The following is a 22544-nucleotide window of genomic DNA, read 5'->3' on the forward strand; positions in this document are numbered from 1 at the left end:
AGGGTAGCAAGTTCTGGAATTTTGCAAAATCCATCACGCTTTCAATGCAACAACTTAACCTGTAGATCACTAACGGATCGCTAACGCGGCATGTCGTTTTCACCCGTAATATCATCCAATAAACCCGGTGCTTCGGCTCTGGCGAGGCACCATATTTGCACTTGTATATATCGCGCCTCGAACAAACGGGCAATTTCTGCCACTGTGGTACCTGTCGTGACCACATCGTCCACCAGCGCTATCCGTTGATAGGCAAAATCGGCATTTAACTCAAAAGCATCCTGTAGATTTCGCCGTCGCTGTGCGCCATTGAGTCCGGCTTGTGGGCGCGTATCCTGCCGCCGAATTAATCCGTCACTGACCAGTGGCAGCGAGAGCTGCTTCGATAATTCATGGGCAATTAACCATGCTTGATTAAATCCACGTTGGCGCAGCCGATTGGGATGTAAAGGGACTGGCACTATGGCCTGCGGTAGAGTGATTAAGTCTTGCAGTTCGAGCTGACCAATGCGCGCCACTAAGGCTTGGCATAATATGGGTAAAGCGGCGAGTTGCCCCTGATATTTAATGGCCGCTATCCAAGGACCAAAGCCTTGATGATAACTGCAAGGCGCGATGACTTTTCGCGGTTGATACCGTAGGCACTCACCACAATATTCGAGTTCAAGCGGCATGGATTTTCCACAACCTAAACAAATTGGGCTGTGATATAAGCCCGTTTGCAGGCATACCTGGCAGAATCCGGCTTCCTTTGCATTGAGGGATTGGTGGCACAGTAAGCAGCGGTTAGGTAAACTGCCCGCCAAGTAACGCTGCCCCAAATGCGAAACTATGCGTAACAGCTTCGCCCCCTGTTGCGACCAAGTCCATTTGCTATCGCCCGACATACAACTTCCTATTAGAGGTATTTTAGTGAACTCTGCGACGCCAGCCCATCATCCGCAACTGCATATCGACACCCGAGGCCAAGGGCCAGATCTGGTCATGCTTCACGGTTGGGGCGTTAATAGCGCCGTCTTCACGCCGCTCCATGAGCAGCTTTCTGAGTATAGAGTCCACTATGTCGATCTGCCGGGCTTTGGCTTAAGTCAGCCAATCGCGGGCGATTTATCGACTTGGGTGGATGCGCTAATTCATACCTTACCCGCCAATGCGATTTGGGCCGGCTGGTCACTGGGTGGCTTAGTGGCAACTCAAGCTGCCATAAGCTACCCATCTCATATCAGAGGATTAATAACTATCGCCTCCTCGCCCTGTTTTATGGCGAGGGAGGAAGAAGCATGGCCCGGCATTCCACCGCAGGTGCTCAGCATGTTTGGCGAGCAGCTTGGGCAAAATTTACCAAAAACGATTGAGCGCTTTTTAGCGATTCAGGCCATGGGCAGCGAAACCGCCAAAGACGATATTAAGCAGCTGCGGGATTTAGTCTTAGCACGCCCGCTACCCGATGCAGCGGCCTTAACTCAAGGTTTGGATATGTTGAATCAAATCGATCTTAGGCCACAGCTGTCGGCGATACAGCAACCTTGGCTGCGGATCTGGGGTCGACTCGATGGACTCGTGCCCAAGCGCGTTCAACCTCAAATGCCCACCGCCAGTCATATCACTGATGTCATGCTTGCCAAGGCATCCCACGCACCGTTTGTGTCCCACAGGGAAGAATTCTTGCAGGCAATCACACCTTGGCTGGCGCAATTCAAGGACTAGTGCTTTATCTTTGTGCAATAAATGGCTAGTATTTAACCATTAAGGCCACAAGGAATTTTTCATGCTGCTTGTCAGTAACTACCCCCAAGTTCCGATAGCGACGACCAATGTCGCGACGGACTCGGCTCGGGTCGACAATCAGCTCAAGCCCGTCGTTATTCCGCCACAGGCCGCCACTAAGGGCCATGAAGAACGTGCCTTTAATCCGCAAAATGAGCGTACTGCCGATCAAACTCAGCAACAGGCACGTTTGCTCGAGCAAAATCAGCAACAAGTTCAAGACAAACAGCAACAGCAGCAGTCTTCACAGCAGCAGAGCCAGCAACAGCAAGAGAAACAAGCGCCCCTAGTTGCTGCCGATCGTGCGCTGCCTAAAACCCTTAAAGTGCCAGTGCGCGGCCCAGCGGCGCTGCAGCGTAAAGATATTCGGTTAAAAGTCGGCCAAAATACTCCTCGCCCCGCCAATACTACGGCGAAAACCACGACTGCGGCGGCGCGTCAGCCGATGCAAGGGGAATCCCCTCAGTTTTATCAACAGGTTGGCCAGCGTATTGGGCAATATTATGCGCAGCAAACTCAGCCCGAAGCCGAACCTGCTATGTCGGCTTGGATTTAAAATCTGCTTGGTTTAAGGATAAGTTTGAAAATAAAAATGCCGCTAATCAGCGGCATTTTTCATTCGGTTATTTACCCGAGCGATACAGCTCTTGCTGGTAAGCTAGGCTGCCCCACAGCGCCCAACCTAAGGCCTTTTTCTCCAGCGCCTGCGCCGCTGGGGCATAAGGCGTTAAGTGCTCGGTCTTTTCATCGTACTGGAAGCCCTGTGCCGCTTTCTCTGGCTGCAGGATAACCACATCTTTACCTTCCATCAGGGCAAAGTTTTTATCGTATTGCATCAGCGCACGTCCCGGCCAATCATCGCTGACCTGAGTTAAGTCACGACCAAGCATAGGATAAGAGTCTGAAATACCAATCAAAGATAACAGGGTTGGCGGCAAGTCGATTTGACTCACAATACGGTGATCGCGTTTTGGCGCAACATTATCCCCAATGATTAACCCCGGAATACGGAAACGCGATACTGGCACCAAATCGGCCCCACCAACGCGACTATCGTGGTCGGCCACCACGATAAAAATAGTGTCCTTCCAGTAGTCGGCATTTTTTGCCAGTTTGAAGAACTCACCAATTGCATAATCGGCATATTTCGCCGCGTTATTGCGGGTTTGCTTAGGTTGTTCATACAGCTCAATACGGCCATCGGGGAATTCGAATGGGTCGTGGTTACTCGAGCTAAACACCAAGCTAAAGAATGGTTTACCTTCACTGTGAAGACGCTCGAACTCACTATTCGCCTTACGCATTAAATCTTCGTCGGATGCGCCCCAAGAGCCAACAAAGGCCGGAGACTTATAATCCTTCTGGTCGATAATGTCGCTAAATCCATTACCGAGGAAGAAACTGCGCATGTTGTCGAAATGGCTCTCACCACCGTAGATAAATTGGGTGGTGTAACCGTGGTTTTTCAGCAATTCGGCGAGAGTGAAAAAGCCCGTCTGGCTCTTACCGAGTTTTACCACGGCGCGGGCTGGTGTTGGCGTAAAACCTGTGGTGACCGCTTCGATTCCGCGCACTGAACGTGTCCCAGTGGCGTAAAGATTATCGAAATACCAGCCTTCCTGTGAGAGCGCATCGATATTCGGCGTTAAGGGCATACCGCCTAAACTCCCCACAAAGCGGGCGCCTAGGCTTTCCTGTAACAGGATCACTAGGTTTTTCGGTTTACCGCTGTAGCTAGCTTGGTTAAAACTCAATGAAGGGATATCGCTCGAGGTAAAGGCACTCTCGGGGCGACCACTCTCTTGTCTGATAGTCTTGATGATCTCATCTCTATCTAATGAGCCATACACCTTAGAGGCGTCTTCTTCACTACCCATTTGCTTGATTGCAAACACTAACGAATAAGCAGAGTTAATCACGAGGGAGTTCACTAATGGATCGTCGGCAAATGCCACCATCGCTGGGTTGATTGGACGATGGCCTAAGGTTGAGCGCGCGCCCAATAGGGTCACGACTATTACCATGACAGCTAGCACAGGACGCCAATACCAACGGGGGAAACGCAGATTTTTAGTTAACTTACCACTGAGTTTCCAACCGCCCCACAACGTCGCTAAGGTAAGCAGCACAGAGAAAATCAGCTCCAGCTTGCGTCCCGCCCACAGCATCGACAGCACTTCTTTGGGGTAAACCAAATACTCCACATACAAGCGGTTCGGGCGAATGCCGTATTCCTCAATAAAGGCTGGCGTTGAAACCTCAAGAAATACAATGGTCCACAGACCTAAGGTTAGCCATAGGCGCAGCACCCATTGCCAAATACGGCCAAGCAGGTGATCACCCGAAAACAACGCCGTACCTAAGGCGGCGACGCCCCATAACCAACACAGGGTTGCGATATCGACACGAATACCTTGTAGTAGCAGATGCGACCAACCGTCAACGGCGGCCACACGTTCGCCCTGCCACAAACCTAAGCCGATGCGGCTTGCCGTAGCAATAACGAGTACTAACAGACTGAAAACAAGAATGACGCGAAATGGCCCATGGGCGGACTGGCGTCCACGAGCGGATGAACCTGACTGCATGTATAACCCCAAAACATTAAACTTCCACTCAGCTTTGGAGTGTCAATTTGAAAAAAATCGGTGAAAAAGTTGTGGTATGACAACCGATTTTGCTTAACGTTGCATTAAATGCCGACTTTATATTACCTAGGACAGCATATATGCAACAATTTTGTGGCTAACGAGTAAAAAATGTCGACTCGAACACAGGTGTGTATCCGAGCCGACCTGAGTCAGATTACTTTTTCAGCTTTGCGAAAGCGTCGGCAAAGGCATTGCCCATGGCCGCGTTGACGGGTGCCGCTTTTGGCGCAGGACGCGAAGACTTATGCTGGGCATTGCCCTTATGAGCCTGTGGCTTACCTTGGGATGGGCCGCGAGTTTGAGCCTTGCTCTGATCGATAGCCTCATCCAGACGCATACTCAAACCGATACGACGACGCTCGACATCGACCTCCATCACCTTCACTTTCACTACATCACCCGCTTTGACCACAGTATGGGGATCGGTAATAAATTTGTCGGTTAATGACGAGATATGCACTAAACCATCTTGATGCACACCGATATCCACAAAGGCGCCAAAGTTAGTCACGTTGGTGACAACGCCTTCGAGGATCATCTCAGGTTTCAGATCCTTAAGTTCCTCCACCCCATCCTTAAACTTGGCGGTTTTAAACTCACCACGCGGGTCACGACCCGGTTTATCCAGCTCGCTGAGGATATCGGTCACTGTCGGTAAACCAAACTCAGGGGTCGTAAACTCCTGCGGCTTGATATTGCGTAGCAGCTCAGAATTACCGATAAGGCTCGCCAACTCCACTTGCTTGGTCTTAGCAATGCTTTCGACCAGCGCATAGGCTTCGGGGTGAACTGCCGACATATCCAATGGATTGTCGCCATCACGGATCCGCAAAAAGCCCGCGGCTTGTTCAAAGGCTTTAGGGCCCAAGCGCGGCACTTTCAGCAGTTCTTTACGGTTTTTGAAGGCGCCGTTGGCATCGCGGTAGTCGACCAGGTTTTTCGCTAAGGTTTTGTTTAACCCTGCCACCTGCGACAGCAAAGGCACTGACGCCATGTTTAAATCCACACCCACACCGTTTACGCAGTCTTCGACCACGGCTTCGAGCGAGCTAGACAGCTGGCTTTGGCTTACATCGTGCTGGTATTGACCCACACCGATAGATTTAGGCTCAATCTTCACCAGTTCCGCTAAGGGATCCTGTAGACGGCGAGCAATCGAAACGGCGCCACGAATAGACACGTCCAGCTCTGGGAATTCCAGCGCAGCGAGTTCTGAGGCGGAATACACGGAAGCACCCGCTTCACTCACCATCACCTTGGTCAGTTGCGGTTGGCTATCCTTAAGGCTGGCAATCAACTCACCCGCTAACTTGTCAGTTTCGCGTGATGCAGTGCCGTTACCAATCGCGATTAATTCCACCTTATGCATTTGCGCTAAGTTGGCTAAGGTACGAATCGACTTGTCCCACAAATTCTGCGGCGCATGGGGGAAAATAGTCGTGTGTGCGACCAGCTTACCCGTGTTATCTACCACGGCTACTTTAACGCCTGTGCGTAGCCCAGGGTCTAGACCCATAGTCGCCTTGGCGCCCGCTGGTGCGGCCATAAGTAAGTCGCCTAAGTTGCGGGCAAACACTTTAATGGCTTCTGCTTCGGCGCGCTCACGCATTTGCGAGATAAACTCGGTTTCCATCTGCAGGGCAATTTTAATCCGCCATGTGGCGGTCACAACGGTCTTAAGCCATTGATCAACACTGCTCTCGCCGAGTTTTAGGCCTAAGTGCTCGCTAATGATCACTTCACAGTAACTGCCCTGACCCGCTTCGGCAGCAGGATCGGCATTCATGGATAGAGATAAGAAGCCCTCATTGCGGCCACGCAACATCGCCAAGGCGCGGTGTGACGGCACTTTCGCCAGAGGTTCGTTGTGTTCGAAATAGTCGCGAAACTTAGCACCTTCCTTCTCTTTGCCGGCGATAACGCGGCTCTCTAACACACTGTTTTGGCTTAAGTGTTCGCGAACTTTACGCAGTAATTCCGCATCTTCGGCGTAACGCTCCATCAGAATATAACGAGCACCTTCCAGTACGGCTTTGATATCGGCAAAGCCCGCTTCGAGATTCAGATAACCCGCAGCCAATGCCTCGATATCGGCATTACGGTCCGTCAGTAAAGCTTCAACAAGCGGCTCTAATCCCGCTTCAATCGCAATTTGGCCCTTAGTACGGCGCTTAGGCTTGAAGGGAAGGTACAAATCTTCGAGGCGGGTCTTGCTGTCTGCGCCTTCAATTTCCCTTTGCAATTCAGGCGTTAACTTACCTTGGGTTTGAATGCTGGATAAAATAACCTGACGCCTGTCATTCAGCTCGCGTAAATAACCTAAACGAGTGTGCAGCGTACGTAACTGGGTGTCATCTAAACCCCCAGTCGCTTCTTTACGGTAACGGGCAACGAAGGGAACGGTAGCACCATTGTCGAGCAAATCTATGGTGGCAGTGACTTGATGCTCCTGAACATTCAGTTCCTGAGCAATAATTTGGGCAATAGTCTGCATAAATAAAGTATCGTGCCTAACGGTTTGATTGATCCTAATTGCGCCCAAGATACCACAGGCGCAGTCGTTATTTCATATGATGCTCTCGATTTCAGCATGAAAATCGACGAGAGTTTGATCTACTAAAGGTTATTCTGGCTCGCCCTCGAGCGGCGTCTCGAATGGGGTATAGCGGATGTTGTTGATATACCATTCCTTTGGACCCGAGGGGGTTTGCACGACCACTTCATCATCGACCTGTTTGCCGATCAGTGCCCGCGCCATGGGAGAGTCTATGGTGATATAGCCCAGTTTAGTGTCGAGCTCATCCTTGCCGACAATACGATAACGCACGCGCTCGCCCGCTTCGTTTTCAAGCTCGAACCAAGCGCCAAAGTAAATTTTGCCTTCTTGCTGGGGAGAATAATCGACGATTTTAAGTTCTTCGAGGCGTTTGACTAAGTATCTGACACGGCTATCGATTTGGCGTAAAAGCCTTTTATTGTAAGTGTAATCCGCGTTTTCACTTCGGTCGCCCTGGGCGGCGGCCTCTTGCACTTTAAGCGTGATCTGCGGACGATATTCCTTCCACAGGTATTTTAATTCTTTATCTAAGGTCATCCAGCCTTGGCGGGTGATCAAATGCGCTTTCATAACTCACTATCCACGGGTTTAACCATGCCGAGTAGCCTTACTCGACACACAAACTAGACTATTGCGCCGGTTCGATATCGACACCAACCACTTGATTACGGCCATGATGCTTCGCCAGATAGAGTTGTTGATCCGCCACTTCGACGAGCGACTCCCAACTTAAATCGGCTAAGGGTCGAATCGTCGCAATACCGGCACTCACAGTGACTTCACCAAAATCCGAGTCCAAATTCTCTATGTGTAAGGCCTGCACCGCATCCACCATCGCCTGCGCGAGGCGCATGGCCCCAGACAACTTGGCCTCAGGCAGGATACAGATAAACTCCTCGCCACCATAGCGCGCGATAAGATCGTTGGGGCGTTTTAACATGCCCTTAGCGGCATCGGCAACCAGTCGTAAACATTGGTCACCTTCTTGATGACCATAGCGGTCGTTATAACGCTTAAAAAAGTCCACATCCAGCATGATAACGGATAAGTAGGCTTGATTCCGACAGCAAAAACGCCAGATTTCGGGTAAGCGCTGCTCAAACTGACGGCGGTTAGCGACCCCAGTCAAACTGTCGAGTAAGGCGATGGAGTGCAATACATCGGATTGGCGCTTCAGCTGATATTGGTTCTTGACCCGCGCGCTGGTGATGATGGGGTTAATCGGTTTGTGAATAAAATCCACTGCGCCGAGTTGGAAACCCTTCACCTCTTCAATCTCATCAAAATGGGCGGTAATAAAGATCACCCCGATATTAGCTGTGGCGGGATCGGCCTTCAGTTGTTGGCAGACCTCGTAACCCGACATGCCCGGCATTTCGATGTCTAACAACACCAGATCGGGCTGCATCTTTTGGCATACCTGCAAAGCCTGCTCACCGCTCGTCGCCATGAACATTTCATATTCTTCATGGAAGAGTTGGTGCAAGATTTTGATATTCAAAGGCTGATCATCCACGATCAAAATCTTGCCCTTTGCGGCCTGCTGGGTCGCCATGAGTTCACTTATATACTGCACTAGGCATCCTCCAACATCATCGCCCGCAAAGTCTCCAAAGCCTGTGTAAATGCGAGTGATTGAACCAGTCCATTGAGTTCAGCCCATTGCGGGTGCTGTGATAGCGGTTTTGCGAGTTTGTCGACTAAATTCACGGCTTCTAAATTATTTTCCTGTAAGAGAGCAGCCAAGGTATCCAGCTCGGGGCGCATACTCTGCATATCCACGGCGGTACCGTTTACAGGCTCAATCGATTGAGGCTGTTTGAGCTGCCCCTTAGGTAAAAAGCCTGCAAGCTGTTCAATACTTTGGTGTATTAAGGACTCCAGTGTATCCGTCCAGCGTTTTATTTCCAGCAGCTCGAGGCCTTCTTGTTTAAATTGTTTTTCTAAAAACGCCGCATGTATGGCTAAACGCCGCGCGCCAAAGTTGCTGGCAATGCCTTTAATCGCATGACTGATCGCAGCTGTAGTGGCGTAATCAAAGGTTTTGGTCGATTGCTTGAACAAGCTTAGCTGCTTGGTCATTTCGGGGGCAAAACTGCTCGCCATTTTTTCGAAGAACACTTGGTTGCCGCCAAAACGACGCAAAATCAAACGAATATCGTCGAGCAGGGTTTCGCCCTCGAGATTGTGTTGTGAGTCGAGATGCGCAGACTCATGCTGCTCGAGGGATGTCACATCACGCCCCACTAGACGCAGAATATTCGGCAACAGCAGCTGCATATCGATAGGCTTACCGACGTGGGCATTCATCCCCGCCTCGAGGCATTCTTGCTTATCGGTTTGCGAAGCATTGGCCGTCATCGCGAGGATAGGCAACTGGGCGAATCGACCATCGGCACGGATCCGCCGCGTCGCCTCTAACCCGTCAATGTCGGGCATTTGCACATCCATAATCACGGCATCGTATAAATCACCGCTTTCGAGTACCTGTGCCACCCCTTCCACACCGCCACCTGCGAGCACAACGGTGGCGCCTTCATAACTCAGCAGCTCCTCAATCACCTCACGGTTTAATTGATTGTCCTCAACCACTAACAGAGTCAGCCCCGCTAACAGACGCTGTGAGCGCGGCTTAGGATTCGAGTCCATGGTCTTGCCTTCGATGGCATTGAGCACGGCTTCAACCAACACTTGCGAGGTGACAGGTTTAGTTAAGAAGTTGACGAAGGGAACGTTATTAATGTGCTGACTCTCGGCAATCACTTCATGGCCGTAGGCCGTCAACATCACCACCAGCGGGGTATAACTGCCGGTTCCGGCGTTTTTCAGCATTTCCGCGGTTTGTAGGCCGTCGATATCCGGCATGCGCCAATCCATTAGCACTACATCAAACTGCTGTCCGGCTGCATTGGCCTGTTTTACCTTTTCAATGGCCTGATAACCACCAGAAGCGGTTTCAACCAGACAGCCATAGTCGCTGAGGATTTTCGATAAGATCTCGGTCGTGATTTGATTATCGTCGACCACCAGAATCCGATATTGGCTCAAGTCGGCGCGGGCGCGGGCTTCGACCTCCATCACTTGGAAGGTTAAATCGAACCAGAAGCGACTACCAACCCCGACTTTACTGGTGACTTGCAGTTGTCCGCCCATTAACTCAACTAGACGTTTACTGATAGCCAGCCCAAGTCCCGTGCCACCAAAACGGCGGGAGGTTGAGGATTCAGCCTGCTCAAACCCAGTGAAAATCCGCTCAATTTGCTCTTCGCTGATGCCAATACCACTATCGACAATCGAAAACTGCACAGTGACGGTATCGGCCTCATGGCGAATACATTCTAGGCCGACAATCACTTGCCCGTGAGGGGTAAACTTGAGTGCGTTGCCCGCGAGGTTGATCAGAATTTGCTGCAGCCTTAATTGATCGGCCAGCAACCAAGGAGGCAACGCCGCGTCGAGATCGAACATCACTTCCACATCGGTATTGCTGTGGCTCGCCGACAACACCACAGCCAGATCCCGCATCAATAACTCAATCGAGCAAGGGTGTGGATCGAGCTTTAATTTGCCCGCATCAATTTTTGAGAAGTCTAAAATGTCGTTAAGCAGCCCTAACAATGACTTAGCCGCCGTTTGCGCCTTGTTCACATAGCCCTGCTGCTGCACCGAGAGCGAGGTATATTGCATCAACTGCAACATCCCCAACACCGCATTCATGGGGGTACGGATTTCGTGGCTCATATTGGCTAGGAACGCCGACTTAGCGGCATTGGCGTTATCCGCCTCCAGCTTGGCACTCCTTAAATTCGCCTCAATCTGCCGCTGGGCGGTAATATCGATGTTGATCCCAATCACTCGGATCACATTCCCTTGCCTGTCGCGCTCAATTTGGGCACCCGCCTGCACATAGCGCACCGCACCATCCGTGGTTAACACGCGGAAAATTGGATGATAGGGTTCATCATACTCAACCGCGCGGTTAAGCTTTTCTTCGGCCTCTTCAACGTCATCGGGATGGACTCGCATCCGCCAATGCTCATAGCTAAGACCTTGCTGTTTAAGGCTTTCAGGCTGGTCATACATGGCAAACATGCGGTCGTTCCACTGCAACGAGTTATCGAGCAGGTTCCAGGTCCAAATCCCCAGTTTAGCCACTTCCGCTGCCTTACTGAGGTGATTACTCGCCGTGAGTAAGGCCTCTTGCTGGGCGACAATTTGCGAAATATCCACGCCAATCCCAAGGTAACCGAGGATTTCGCCGTCATTACCACGCATCGCGGTTACTGACAGTGAGATTGGTAACTGGCTACCATCCTTACGCACATAGGTCCAAGTACGAGTCTCGGAGCCCTCTTCCCGCGCTTTGTGGACAAACGTGTCAAAACCTTGAATTTTTTGGCCGTATTCAACAGAAAGCTCGGTGGCGCGAGCGGCAATTTCATCGGCAATATGGAAAGGTGCAGGGGTGGTTTTACCTATGACCTCTTCGGCGGAATACCCCAACATGCGCTCGGCACCGCGGTTGAAGATAGTGATAATGCCCTGTGGATCGGCGGCAATTATGGTCATTTCGGAGGCTGCATCCAACACATTGGTCAGCAGAGTCGCAATCCGATTTTTGTCGAGCTGGGCTAATTTACGCTCGGTAATATCGGTTTGCAGCGCGACAAAACGTTCTACTTTGCCACGTTCATCAAAGACTGGGCCAATCACAGTATCGAACCATTTCAGCTGCTGATCTTTCCCTTGGTTACAGATTTCCCCATGCCAAGATTTACCGGCCTTAATCTGTTGCCACATCCGCTGCCAAAACGCGGCATCGTGCTCCCCAGACTTCAACACTGAATGGGTTTGACCTATTAACTCCTCCCGCGCATAACCACTGATCAAACAGAAGTGTTCATTCACATCTAAAATCACCCCGTCTAAGTCGGTGACCGAGTAATGTAGCAGCTGGTTGATGGTATCGAGTAGTGCCTGATTCTCGAGTAAGGCCTGCTGCAAAGCATGGGTACGCTTGGTTACCTGTCGCTCAAGGCTAGCGTTGAGGTTGAGAATATGTCGCTCAGCATCCTGCTGGGCCGTGATATCCCGAATGGTTTGACTCAAACCCACTATGTCGCCATGTTCGTCGTAAATCGGTAAGGCTGTGGTCGAGGTCGACAGGTTGCTGCCATCGGCACGTTGATGGCGCGATACTCGATTGAGTACCGTCTTGCCGGTCAACACATCGGCCATAAGAGCCTGTTCCTCCAGAACTATGCTGGGCGGAATAATCAATTCGCTACTGGGTAAGCCCAGCGCCTGCTGCTCAGTGTAACCAAAGAGTCGCTCGGCACCTTGGTTCCAACTGGTTATATTGCCAGCGAGGTCATAACTGATAATGCCGTCGAGGGAATGCTCCAACATGCTGGCGCGGCGGGCTTGCTCGGCTAACACTTGCTGTTTACGTTGCAAGGTTAAGGACCACATGGCGATCAACGCCGCCAGCAACACACTGAACAAGCTGCCACTGAGCAACACTAAGCTGGGTTTATTGAGATGTAATGACTTGATAAAACCTGGATAGGCCATTACCTCAAACTGCCAATGCCGCCCAAAAATCGTCTTATTTAACTTGTAGCTGTAATCCGATAGGGGGCTTAAATCATTGGCGTGGGTTTCGAAGAAATTGATCGGCTGCTTATCGTCCGTCACGTCGCTTAACATCAGCTTAGTCATTTTCTGATTCAGCGATAATCCCGTTAAAATTTCGGTCGTCACCAGCGGCGCATAACTCCAACCAAATCCTTGAGCCAGTCGCTCTTCTGGCGTCGCGGGAACCACATTGGTACGGTAAACGGGTAACAGAATTAAGAAGGATTGCAGCGGCTTACCCGTGGCCTGCACTAAGGTAATCGGCGCGGAAATTTGCACTTCACCCGACAGCATGGCGCGATCAGCGGCCTCTTTTCTGTGGGTCTCGGAGGCGATATCTAAACCAACCGCCGCCTTATTGCGCTCGAGCGGTTCAATATATTCAATAAGATACTTCTCCCCCTCGTTGGGGTTGAGCTGACGAACATGGTAGTCAGGCCAATCGACTGCCTTTACCCGCGCTAAAAACTGCGCTTCGTTTTCTTTGGAGACGCGCCGAATAAAGCCAAATCCGCGTGCGCCGGGAAACTCCTCATCCACATCCCGCGTCAGACTATAGTTTTGAAACATGGGACGGCTGATATGGTCTTCACCCGCCGTGAGGATCATGCCTCGGGCGCCCCTCAAGCCATATTGGTAGAGGGCAATCCTATTGGTGACATTCTCACTGATCTGCTGCGCGCTCGCTTCGAGCGCCAAAGAAATGGTTTGCGAATTGATACGACTCACCTGCCAAGCGAGCACGGCACTAAAAAAAAGTCCCACGAGCAAGACGAAAAATCCCCACTTGGAGGCTTGCTTGTAACTCATCGACAGGGTCATATACACCTAATAATTGATAATCATAGCGTTATGATTCTGGACTAATCAAAATACTTTTGCCATAAAGCTGATAAGTTAACTCAACAAATGCATCAAAAGTAGCTAATGCCAATTTAGTTACAATTTCAGTTACATACTAGATAAATGTGATGATTCCCATGCAATTTCATTTGCTTAGTATTAACATGAGTTGGCAATTAGCGGTATTCGGTCGACATTGACTCACATCATGAGCTAGTCGCTCAGATTGAATCCAGCTATATTAAGCACATTCTTGGCAGATTCGTTTTCAATTTCAGCCAGTTAATCTTTGTTGTATGACGGCATAAAGAATAAAAGCAATAATCCGAGCAATTTAAGGACATCCCATGGGACAAGAAACCTCGAAAATCCTCGTCGTCGATGATGATATGCGCCTACGAGCACTACTCGAGCGTTACCTGATGGAGCAAGGCTATCAGGTGCGCAGTGCGGCCAATGCTGAGCAGATGGACCGTTTATTGGAGCGTGAAAACTTCCACCTCATTGTGCTCGATCTGATGTTGCCCGGTGAAGATGGGCTATCCATCTGCCGTCGTCTGCGCCAACAGGGCAGTACCATTCCGATTGTGATGCTCACCGCCAAGGGCGATGAGGTCGACCGGATTATCGGTTTAGAACTCGGTGCCGATGACTATTTGCCAAAACCCTTTAATCCGAGGGAATTATTGGCGCGGATCAAAGCGGTAATGCGCCGCCAAATTCAGGATGTCCCCGGTGCGCCCGCGCAGCAAGAGGCCGAAATCAGCTTTGGCGAGTTCTCCCTCGACTTAGCCACCCGCGAGATGTACCACGGTAATGAGGCCATCGCACTCACCAGTGGCGAGTTCGCCGTATTAAAAGTGTTAGTCACCCATCCACGCGAACCCTTGTCGCGGGATAAACTGATGAACCTCGCCCGTGGCCGTGATTATTCGGCGCTGGAGCGCTCGATTGACGTACAGGTTTCGCGCCTGCGCCGTTTAATTGAAAAGGATCCCGCCAACCCAAGGTATATCCAAACCGTGTGGGGCCTAGGTTATGTGTTTGTGCCCGATGGCGCCGCCCGTCGATGAGCCACTCTTGCCTGAAGTCGTCAGTGCGTTGGCATCAAGATGAAATCTAAGTTTTGGTGGCGCTTTCTTCCCCGCAGCGCCTTTAGCCAAACCGTTATGCTGATTGGTTGTCTACTGTTGATCAATCAGCTGGTTTCCTATGTCACTGTGGCTGTGTATGTATTAAAGCCCAGTTACCAGCAAATCAACCAGTTAATTGCTCGTCAAATCAATCTGTTATTTGTCGATGGTATCGATATCGGCCGCGAACACTTAACCATAGTCGATGCGCTCAATGCCAAAGTCCGTGACGATGGCATGAAGGTCTACAACCAACAACAGGCCCGCGAAGCGGGAATCGAACAGGCCACCTACTACGGTTTTTGGTCATCGCAGATGTCGGAATACCTAGGTGGCGATGCTGAAGTTCGCGTCACCCACGGCACAGTGCTACAAATTTGGATCCGCCCCCCGCAGGCGCCTTCGGTGTGGATTAAAGTGCCACTCATCGGGCAAAACGTTTCCGACCTGTCACCACTCACCTTGTACTTAATGGTGATCGGTGCACTCAGTGTCGCCGGTGGATGGTGGTTTGCTCGCCAGCAAAACAGACCATTAAGGCGCTTACAAAAAGCCGCAATCTCGGTTTCCCGCGGTGAGTTTCCCGAGCCTTTGCCGCTAAAAGGCTCGAGCGAACTGGTGGAAGTGACCAATGCCTTCAACCAAATGTCCCACAGCATGAAGCAGCTCGAACAGGACAGAGCCCTGTTGATGGCGGGGATTTCCCACGATTTACGCACGCCACTGACGAGGATTCGCCTCGCCTCCGAGATGATGGTCGAGGAAGATCAATATCTTAAAGATGGTATCGTCAACGATATCGAAGATATGGACGCCATTATCAGCCAGTTTATTGCCTACATTCGCCAAGATCAGGAGGCGAGCCGCGAGCTAGGGCAAATTAATAAACTCATTCAAGATATTGCGCAGGCCGAAGCCAACCGCGACGGTGAAATTGAAGTCGTACTGAGCGACTGCCCTGAGGCGCTGTTCCAAGGGCTGGCGATTAAGCGAGTGCTCAGTAATCTGGTCGAAAATGCCTTCCGTTATGGTTCGGGCTGGGTGCGGATAAGCTCGCAATTTGATGGTAAGCGCATAGGCTTTAGCGTTGAGGATAATGGCCCTGGGATTGATGAGTCGCAAATTCCCAAACTGTTTCAGCCTTTTACCCAAGGTGATATTGCGCGCGGCAGTGTCGGTTCGGGCCTTGGGCTCGCCATCATCAAACGGATTATCGACCGTCACCAAGGCCAAGTGACCTTATCTAACCGAACTGAGGGCGGCTTAAAAGCCCAAGTCTGGCTCCCCTTGGAATAAATCATAAATTCAGAATGACAACGCTGACATTCAACTTGTGCTGTCATATTTATGTCACGCGAAATTCATAAACTCTAGGCAGTTAACTTCCTAAAGTTTCCAATGAAGATTGCATCATGAAGATTTCAACGCTGTCACTCTCAGCTTCGGCGCTGTTGTTATTGCTTGCTGGACTATTAGCAGCCGTGGTGCTGTGGAGCAGCGATCAAAGACAACAGATTGAGCAACAAACCCAAGTGCTGCAAGGCCTACAACAGGATTTTCTCGTGGGGGTACGCCGCGATCTCGATGGCTATTTAGCCAGTGGTAACGCGACCCAACTCGAAGAAGCCAAAGCCAAACTGAGCAAGATTAAAACTGAACTCAGCGAGCTCAACCTCGCCGCAGCGGGCAGTGCCGATGAGGAATTACAAACTGGCCTTAGCCAATTCATTCAAGACTTAGACACTAAATACCGCGCCGCAGGCAAACTCGCGGGCAATCCAAGACAACTGCTGGCCCACGCCGAATCTGAAATGCTCGACTATAACCGCAGACTCGGCAGTTACGCCGACAAAGGTTTAGCGATTAATGCCACTGTGGCCGAACAATATCTGCAATTAAGCCGTGACTTACCCAGCATTGTTTATCAATTGTCGCAGCTTACCGATGGCTATCTCATCGATAAAAATCAGCAACTTAAAAATATTCTCGACAGCACCAGCAAGGAGCTAAACCAGTGGCGCGACCAACTGAACGCACTACCGTTAATCGGCGTGTACGAGCAGCAGGAAGCCGATGAATTTGCCCTCGGCGCGAGTGAGCCAGAACAGATTGAAGTGGGCGAAAATGATCGCAGCGAGCTGTTAAGCCTTGCCAACCGATACAATAAAGAAGTCGCCAACACCCACCAACTGCTGCAAGCCAATCAGGAAATGCAAGAGCAGTTAATTCAAGCCATTAGCAGAGTTGAACAGCAGCTTATCGCCCTCGGTGAGGCGCAAGCCGCCAAAAACCAACAGCTCAAATATGAGTTACAAGTCATTCTTTATGCGATGGTTTCGATTATGGCGCTGTTTGCTATCGGCTACTTAATCCTGCAACAGAACCGTGTGGTTAAGCCCCTTAAACGCCTCAATCAAGCCTTTATGCAATTAAGCGAGTCCAACAGTCGTGAACGCTTAGACATCAATCGCCGCTGCGAAACCGGCCAAATTGCAGGCCATTTCAATCAATTACTGCACAGATTCGAGCAAGAAGACGAACTCCAGCGCCAACAAATGACTAAGGTTTCTCAATCCTTAAGTCAGTTGGTCGCGCGCATCACTCAACTGTCGCAGCACACCGAACACACTCAGACCATAGTCGCCGACACTCAGTCGCAAACCGAGCATATCCGCAGCCTCGCCAATGAGGTCAGCCATACCTCGGCCCTAGTTGAACAAAGCGCGGCCGAAACCATGCGTCAAATGCAGTCGAGCCAAACCGAGGCCGAAGCCGTGCTGAGTGCCACAGAACAAACTCAAACGGCGGTTGGCCTTTGCCATGCCTCGCTCGAAAGCCTGAATAACTCAGTGGCAGATGTCGCTAAAATCATTGATGTCATTGGCAATATTGCCGAGCAAACCAATCTGTTGGCACTTAATGCCGCCATCGAAGCCGCCCGTGCGGGCGAGCAAGGTCGCGGCTTTGCCGTGGTCGCCGATGAGGTTCGAAGCCTAAGTCAACGTACTCAAGTGTCGTTAAATGAAATCGTGAAGATCCTGCATCAACTCACCCAATCGAACCTCGCACTCGGCGAGAGTGTCGATGGCATTGCCCAAGCGACCGATAGCCAAAAACAGCGGGCACAGAGCCTATGGCATGTGGCGCAAACCGTGCAAAATCAAGCGAGTGAAATGGCCAATACTGCCAAGCAGGGTTCGCTTAACGCCAAGGAACAGGTTGATTACCTCGATGAATTTGTCCGCAGCATGGATAACCTAAAAGACCAAGCGCAAACCAGTTCGCAGCAGAGCGAAGTGATTGCCCAAGAAGTACAGCAAAGCGTGGAAGATATTGAGACCAGCCTAGGCATAGCCGACACCAACACAGTATCAGCCCGAGCGGCTTAAGCTTGATGCTAATAAAAATGGGAGCCTAGGCTCCCATTTTGTTTTTTAATCAGGCATTAAAGTGCCGCTAATACCACTTCGGCTTTGCTCACTTCAAATGACTTAGGTGCTTCTACATTCAGTAAAGTCACCACGCCGTTATCGATGATCATCGCATAACGTTGTGAACGTACACCACCAAAGCCAGCGGTATCCATTTCGAGTCCAAGCGCCTTAGTAAAGCTGGCATCGCCATCGGCAAGCATCAGTAACTCAGACGCATTTTGCGCTTCGCCCCACGCTTTCATCACAAAGGCATCGTTTACCGATACACAGGCAATTAAATCAACGCCTTTGGCTTTAAACTGATCGGCCAGCACCACATAACCTGGCAAATGCGCTTCAGAACAGGTTGGTGTGAAAGCACCAGGCACTGCAAATAACACCACTTTTTTACCCGCGAACAGCTCGGTAACTTGATGATTTACCAAGCCATCTTTAGTCAGTTGGCTTAGCGTCGCCGCTGGTAATGTTTGACCTTGAGCAATCATGACTCTCTTCCTTTAGTTAACGTAACTTGCCCATACTAGCCCGAATCGGAAATGATAAACACAGAGAGAAAAAGGGGATTTGTAGCAGAGGAGGGCAAATTGCCGATAAATCGCAAGGTTGCTTTTGTTATCCGCATTGCGAAATATAAAAGCAGCGTATCGATGGATACGCTGCTTTTAGTCTTAGCCAAGCTGTTTACTCTAAATAGGCGCTGACTTAGTAAAACCCTGATGGCTTACAAAAGAGTTTATTTCAGGGTATTAAACCCATTTTTCACGCTTGCGTAGTGCAGCGAACAACCCAAGGCCAAGCAAGGCAAAGATTGACAATGCACCGCCGCTTTCTTCCACCACAATCACTTCGTCAACACGGTCACGGTCGCTACTTTCCAGCGGCAAGGCATATAAGCCATCGGTGTCATCGGCGCTAATGGTGGCGACAATATCGCTATAACCCACTTCATAAACATCGATTAATACATCGTAGTGATCCGTTGGATAGCCGGTGTAGAGGGTGGTCAGCACTTCGTAATCATCCTGCGTTGAGTCACCATAAATGGTAAACACGTCCGTGGTGTAGTAATGCACCCAAGGGCCACCGTTACGGCTGAGGTATAACTCGGCAAACAGGTCGGCGCGCTCATTAAGATATGAGCCAAACACATCCACATCGAAGGTCACGCTGAAGGTTTGATAAAAGCCATCGAAATCAAAGTCTTCAAACAAACGGCTGCTGGCATCAAAAATCGCAAAGCTGTGATACACAGGGGCGCGATAGGGATCTTCACTGGTCGCACTCGAGCTTGGGATAGGCTGACTCGTGTGCTTAGCAATCACTTGTTCGCGGGTCATTGGGGTAGCGCCCATCAATTGCACGCGATGAGCACTCGGACTCTTAGCTGACAACGACGGCGCTAAGGATTTAACGGCGGCCGCAGCGGCTTCACCCACGCTTTGAGCGGGCGCCGACTGCTGCAATAGGCTTAGGGCTTGTTTTTCTTGCTCTGCGGCCTGCTCGGCATCGGCTTTTTTCGCCATCCCAATACTGGCCGCGCTAAAGGGGGCCAAGTTTGACTCGTCGAAGGACTCTGCGCTCACCATGGTCGGCGCCAGTAATGCCCCTGCCAATACCATTGCCTTCACAAAGGCTGTGTGAGTTGTGCTAACGATACCTGATTGATTGAGTGTGCTCATCTTGAATACCCCATTGGATAATCCGTTCAAATTGGTGACATTAGAGGGCACTCAAGGTGAACATAAGCTGAACATTAAAAACCGTGATTTTTGGTGTAAAAAGCCGTTCAGCCTCAATTCATCTGTTTTGGTTAACACTGCTAATATGTCACAGGATATGACTCCTGTTCTGTAAAGAGGTTCGATGAGGATTAACTCGATAAAATCCCACGAATCGCAGTGAATTTTAAAGGAATTGTGTTTACCAATTGGCTGATCTCTATGTGTTTGTTATGGTGATAAGGTATTCTTAGTCGACTCGATAAGCTATCCACCTAGCTACTCACTTAAGATCGCCGAACATGCGCGGGTAACAGATATGAAACTTGGTTTGACACTGACCCTAGTCGCTTGCTTATGCACCTCCTTTGGCAGCATGGCGGGCAATGATAAACACGATGATCGTAATCAATCGCGCGGCCAAGGTGTGAAGAATGAGCAGCGCCGCCTTGTGGTCAACAGTCCAGATCAAGCCGTGGCGATGGCGCAACGTCAATATCGAGGAAAAGTGCTCAGTGTGCAGTCGAGTGGCTCAGGCTATAGAGTCAAAATCCTCAATAACGATGGCCAAGTTTTTTCTGTTTCGGTGGATGCCGCCACTGGGCGTGTTTCGAGGAATTAATATGCGACTCTTACTCGTTGAAGACGATTTAGCGCTTCAAGCCAACTTAAAACAGCACTTGCTCGATGCTCACTACAGCATAGATGTTGCCAGCGACGGTGAAGAAGGCCTGTATCAAGCCATTGAATATAATTATGATGCCGCGATTATCGATGTCGGTTTGCCTAAACTCGACGGCATAAGCCTTATTCGCCGCGTTCGCCAAAAAGAGCGCGCGTTCCCTATCCTGATTTTAACCGCACGGGATAGCTGGCAGGATAAAGTCGAGGGTCTCGATGCGGGTGCCGACGACTATCTCACTAAGCCCTTTCATCCCGAAGAATTAGTGGCTCGGCTCAAAGCCTTGATCCGCCGCTCGGCCGGTAAAGCCAGCCCAGTGATTACTAACGGCCCCTTTAGCTTAAATACCAGTAGCTTAGAAGTGCGTAAAGGGGATGAACTCGTCACCCTAAGCGGCTCTGAATACAAGCTATTTGAGATTTTTATGCTGCATCAGGGCGAAGTGAAATCGAAAACTGCGCTCACCGAACATATCTACGATCAGGATTTTGACCTCGACTCCAACGTTATCGAAGTCTTTATCCGCCGTTTACGCAAAAAACTCGACCCTGATAACCAATATAATCTGATCGAAACCCTGCGCGGCCAAGGCTATCGTTTAAGAGTCATCTCCCCAGATGAGTAAGCGTGCGCTTGCCTGGCAGTTATTAAACTCCCTCAAAACTCGGCTCGTCCTCAGTGCGCTGCTGTTTATTTTGGTGCTGCTGCCGCTGATTGGGGTCGCCCTCAATGACGCCTTTGCCGAGCAAGTAAAAAGCGCCGCTAAAAACGAGCTAAGTGCCTATGTGTATTCGGTGTTAGCGGTGACTGAGGTTGAAAACAAACGGATTTTTATCCCCGAATTAGTGCTCGAAAACCGCTTTAACCTCATTCAATCAGGCCTCTATGCCATTGCCACCACAGAGAATGCCGAGCATCAGCAGAGCATAGTCTGGCATTCGCAGTCTTTTATGGGCATCACGCCGCCGGCGCAGTTCACGATTCCGCCGACGGCAAAAGTGCCTTCGATCAAATCGACCTCGCTGGCGCGCCACACCTTATCTATAGCTTTAGCGTGAGCTTTGCCAGCCTGAATGAAAACGTGCCAGTAACTATCCATATCATTAAGGATGAATTGGAGTTTCAACAGCAAATCTCCCAATTTAATCAACAGCTTTGGACTTGGTTGCTTATCTTGATCTTAGTGATGTTGGTGTTTCAGTTAAGTTGGTTGATTTGGACCATTAGGCCGCTAGCGCGCTTTACCCAAGAACTGCACGATGTCGAGCAGGGTAAGTCGACCCAGCTCAGTAGCCAGTATCCGAGTGAGCTGCAGGAAGTCGCGCGGCAATTGAATATCCTGCTCAATACCGAGCAGACCCAGCGCAAACGCTATCGCAATGCCCTTGCGGATTTGGCCCACAGCCTGAAAACCCCGCTGGCGGTGATTAAGAGTCAGGCAGACTTAAGCGAAGCCTCAAGCGAGCAAGTGTCGAATATCAGTCGTATCATCAGCCACCAGCTTAAACGCGCCCAAACGGCGGCGGCCGCTTCCTGGCATTTAGGCATTAAGGTGGAGGATGTCGCCGCCAAACTGCTGCGAACCTTGGCCAAGATTTATCGGGAGCCGCAGATAGATCTCAGCGGCGATCTGGCACCGCATGCCGTATTTAAGGGCGATGAGGCCGATCTGACCGAAATTTTAGGTAACTTGCTCGATAACGCCTGCAAGGCCGCTAAGTCGCAGGTCAAATTAACCGTCACAGGCGACGCCTATCAGCTCCAACTTTGTATCGAAGACGACGGCCCTGGGATCAGCGAAGCCCTACAAACTCAAATATTTGAGCGTGGGATCCGCGCCGACTCTTATCACCAAGGCAACGGCATAGGTTTAGCCATAGTGCGCGATCTAGTGGATAGCTATAATGGCCGCATTTCCGTATCCCGTTCAGAAAACTTAGGCGGCGCCAAGTTTACGGTTAACTTCACCCACTCGGCTTAAGCGTTTATTTCATCAAGATAACTAGGGCGTGTTGACGTTTCGAGATTAAATTTTGTTCGTTCTGGCAAGCACGTGCTCGCGAAACGAGGAATGATGTGTAGTTATTCTACTCAAATGACGAGTGACAAAGAGCAAGGGCTT

At 50.4% G+C, this 22544-nt stretch carries 15 protein-coding genes and 1 pseudogene; 8 read left to right on the forward strand and 8 right to left on the reverse strand.

All coding sequences use genetic code 11. The features are described from left to right. Window positions 1-80 precede the first annotated feature (80 nt). Window positions 81-887, reverse strand: a complete 807-nt coding sequence (locus SHD_RS06960) for a ComF family protein (protein ID WP_023266453.1) — start codon at window positions 885-887, stop codon at window positions 81-83. 25 nt (window positions 888-912) lie between these two features. Here SHD_RS06960 and bioH point away from each other — a divergent pair, with 25 nt between their 5' ends. Together bioH and SHD_RS06970 are read left to right on the forward strand one after the other, a co-directional pair. Then, window positions 913-1707: a pimeloyl-ACP methyl ester esterase BioH gene (bioH, locus tag SHD_RS06965; protein WP_023266454.1), complete on the forward strand. Its 795-nt coding sequence runs from the start codon at window positions 913-915 to the stop codon at window positions 1705-1707. Window positions 1708-1768: 61 nt separating this feature from the next. Continuing rightward, window positions 1769-2323, forward strand: a complete 555-nt coding sequence (locus SHD_RS06970) for a hypothetical protein (RefSeq protein WP_023266455.1) — start codon at window positions 1769-1771, stop codon at window positions 2321-2323. 67 nt (window positions 2324-2390) lie between these two features. On the opposite strand, the gene SHD_RS06975 is transcribed toward SHD_RS06970, so the two are convergent. The 5 genes from SHD_RS06975 to SHD_RS06995 all read right to left on the reverse strand — a co-directional run bounded on the left by SHD_RS06975 (window position 2391) and on the right by SHD_RS06995 (window position 13434). Next, window positions 2391-4355, reverse strand: a complete 1965-nt coding sequence (locus tag SHD_RS06975; protein ID WP_023266456.1) for an LTA synthase family protein — start codon at window positions 4353-4355, stop codon at window positions 2391-2393. Window positions 4356-4572: 217 nt separating this feature from the next. Next, window positions 4573-6912 carry a Tex family protein gene (locus tag SHD_RS06980; RefSeq protein WP_023266457.1) on the reverse strand — a complete coding sequence of 780 codons (2340 nt, stop codon included), beginning with the start codon at window positions 6910-6912 and terminating at the stop codon, window positions 4573-4575. Between the two features lie 129 nt (window positions 6913-7041). Beyond that, a complete protein-coding gene (greB, locus tag SHD_RS06985) occupies window positions 7042-7545 on the reverse strand; it encodes a transcription elongation factor GreB (protein ID WP_023266458.1) in 504 nt (167 codons plus the stop codon). A gap of 58 nt (window positions 7546-7603) precedes the next feature. Continuing rightward, entirely contained in the window at window positions 7604-8530 is a 927-nt protein-coding gene (locus SHD_RS06990) for a diguanylate cyclase (protein WP_023266459.1), read from the reverse strand. 20 nt (window positions 8531-8550) lie between these two features. Beyond that, complete coding sequence (locus tag SHD_RS06995) at window positions 8551-13434, reverse strand: PAS domain S-box protein (RefSeq protein ID WP_023266460.1); 4884 nt, start codon at window positions 13432-13434, stop codon at window positions 8551-8553. Between the two features lie 368 nt (window positions 13435-13802). On the opposite strand from SHD_RS06995, the gene ompR reads away from it, so the two are divergent. From ompR to SHD_RS07010, 3 genes are all read left to right on the forward strand, one after another. Then, window positions 13803-14528: an osmolarity response regulator transcription factor OmpR gene (gene ompR / locus SHD_RS07000; RefSeq protein ID WP_011718733.1), complete on the forward strand. Its 726-nt coding sequence runs from the start codon at window positions 13803-13805 to the stop codon at window positions 14526-14528. Window positions 14529-14567: 39 nt separating this feature from the next. Further along, window positions 14568-15884 carry a two-component system sensor histidine kinase EnvZ gene (gene envZ, locus SHD_RS07005; protein ID WP_023266461.1) on the forward strand — a complete coding sequence of 439 codons (1317 nt, stop codon included), beginning with the start codon at window positions 14568-14570 and terminating at the stop codon, window positions 15882-15884. A gap of 116 nt (window positions 15885-16000) precedes the next feature. Further along, complete coding sequence (locus SHD_RS07010; protein ID WP_023266462.1) at window positions 16001-17977, forward strand: methyl-accepting chemotaxis protein; 1977 nt, start codon at window positions 16001-16003, stop codon at window positions 17975-17977. 56 nt (window positions 17978-18033) lie between these two features. Here SHD_RS07010 and SHD_RS07015 read toward each other — a convergent pair whose 3' ends face one another. Beyond that, complete coding sequence (locus tag SHD_RS07015; protein WP_023266463.1) at window positions 18034-18507, reverse strand: peroxiredoxin; 474 nt, start codon at window positions 18505-18507, stop codon at window positions 18034-18036. A gap of 261 nt (window positions 18508-18768) precedes the next feature. Next, the gene (locus SHD_RS07020; RefSeq protein WP_023266464.1) at window positions 18769-19701 is read right to left on the reverse strand and encodes a choice-of-anchor H family protein; all 933 of its coding nucleotides are present in this window, start codon (window positions 19699-19701) and stop codon (window positions 18769-18771) included. A 358-nt stretch (window positions 19702-20059) separates the two neighbouring features. Here SHD_RS07020 and SHD_RS07025 point away from each other — a divergent pair, with 358 nt between their 5' ends. The 3 genes and pseudogenes from SHD_RS07025 (at window position 20060) to SHD_RS07035 (ending at window position 22403) form a co-directional block, all read left to right on the forward strand. Next, entirely contained in the window at window positions 20060-20362 is a 303-nt protein-coding gene (locus SHD_RS07025) for a PepSY domain-containing protein (protein ID WP_011624537.1), read from the forward strand. A gap of 1 nt (window position 20363) precedes the next feature. Beyond that, a complete protein-coding gene (locus tag SHD_RS07030; protein ID WP_011627620.1) occupies window positions 20364-21047 on the forward strand; it encodes a response regulator transcription factor in 684 nt (227 codons plus the stop codon). Further along, a pseudogene (locus SHD_RS07035) lies at window positions 21040-22403 on the forward strand (ATP-binding protein). Before SHD_RS07030 ends, SHD_RS07035 begins: the two are co-directional and overlap by 8 nt. Window positions 22404-22544: the final 141 nt, after the last annotated feature.

Origin of the sequence: Shewanella decolorationis S12 (assembly GCF_000485795.1) — a bacterium.
Taxonomy (GTDB): Bacteria; Pseudomonadota; Gammaproteobacteria; order Enterobacterales; family Shewanellaceae; genus Shewanella; species Shewanella decolorationis.

What these genes read in the sequence shown, in the direction of transcription:
- SHD_RS06960 (WP_023266453.1), bottom strand. Translation starts at nt 887, where the DNA reads ATGTCGGGCGATAGCAAATGGACTTGGTCGCAACAGGGGGCGAAGCTG.
- SHD_RS06970 (WP_023266455.1), top strand. Translation starts at nt 1,769, where the DNA reads ATGCTGCTTGTCAGTAACTACCCCCAAGTTCCGATAGCGACGACCAAT.
- SHD_RS06975 (WP_023266456.1), bottom strand. Translation starts at nt 4,355, where the DNA reads ATGCAGTCAGGTTCATCCGCTCGTGGACGCCAGTCCGCCCATGGGCCA.
- SHD_RS06980 (WP_023266457.1), bottom strand. Translation starts at nt 6,912, where the DNA reads ATGCAGACTATTGCCCAAATTATTGCTCAGGAACTGAATGTTCAGGAG.
- greB (WP_023266458.1), bottom strand. Translation starts at nt 7,545, where the DNA reads ATGAAAGCGCATTTGATCACCCGCCAAGGCTGGATGACCTTAGATAAA.
- SHD_RS06990 (WP_023266459.1), bottom strand. Translation starts at nt 8,530, where the DNA reads ATGGCGACCCAGCAGGCCGCAAAGGGCAAGATTTTGATCGTGGATGAT.
- SHD_RS06995 (WP_023266460.1), bottom strand. Translation starts at nt 13,434, where the DNA reads ATGACCCTGTCGATGAGTTACAAGCAAGCCTCCAAGTGGGGATTTTTC.
- ompR (WP_011718733.1), top strand. Translation starts at nt 13,803, where the DNA reads ATGGGACAAGAAACCTCGAAAATCCTCGTCGTCGATGATGATATGCGC.
- envZ (WP_023266461.1), top strand. Translation starts at nt 14,568, where the DNA reads ATGAAATCTAAGTTTTGGTGGCGCTTTCTTCCCCGCAGCGCCTTTAGC.
- SHD_RS07010 (WP_023266462.1), top strand. Translation starts at nt 16,001, where the DNA reads ATGAAGATTTCAACGCTGTCACTCTCAGCTTCGGCGCTGTTGTTATTG.
- SHD_RS07015 (WP_023266463.1), bottom strand. Translation starts at nt 18,507, where the DNA reads ATGATTGCTCAAGGTCAAACATTACCAGCGGCGACGCTAAGCCAACTG.
- SHD_RS07020 (WP_023266464.1), bottom strand. Translation starts at nt 19,701, where the DNA reads ATGAGCACACTCAATCAATCAGGTATCGTTAGCACAACTCACACAGCC.
- SHD_RS07025 (WP_011624537.1), top strand. Translation starts at nt 20,060, where the DNA reads ATGAAACTTGGTTTGACACTGACCCTAGTCGCTTGCTTATGCACCTCC.
- SHD_RS07030 (WP_011627620.1), top strand. Translation starts at nt 20,364, where the DNA reads ATGCGACTCTTACTCGTTGAAGACGATTTAGCGCTTCAAGCCAACTTA.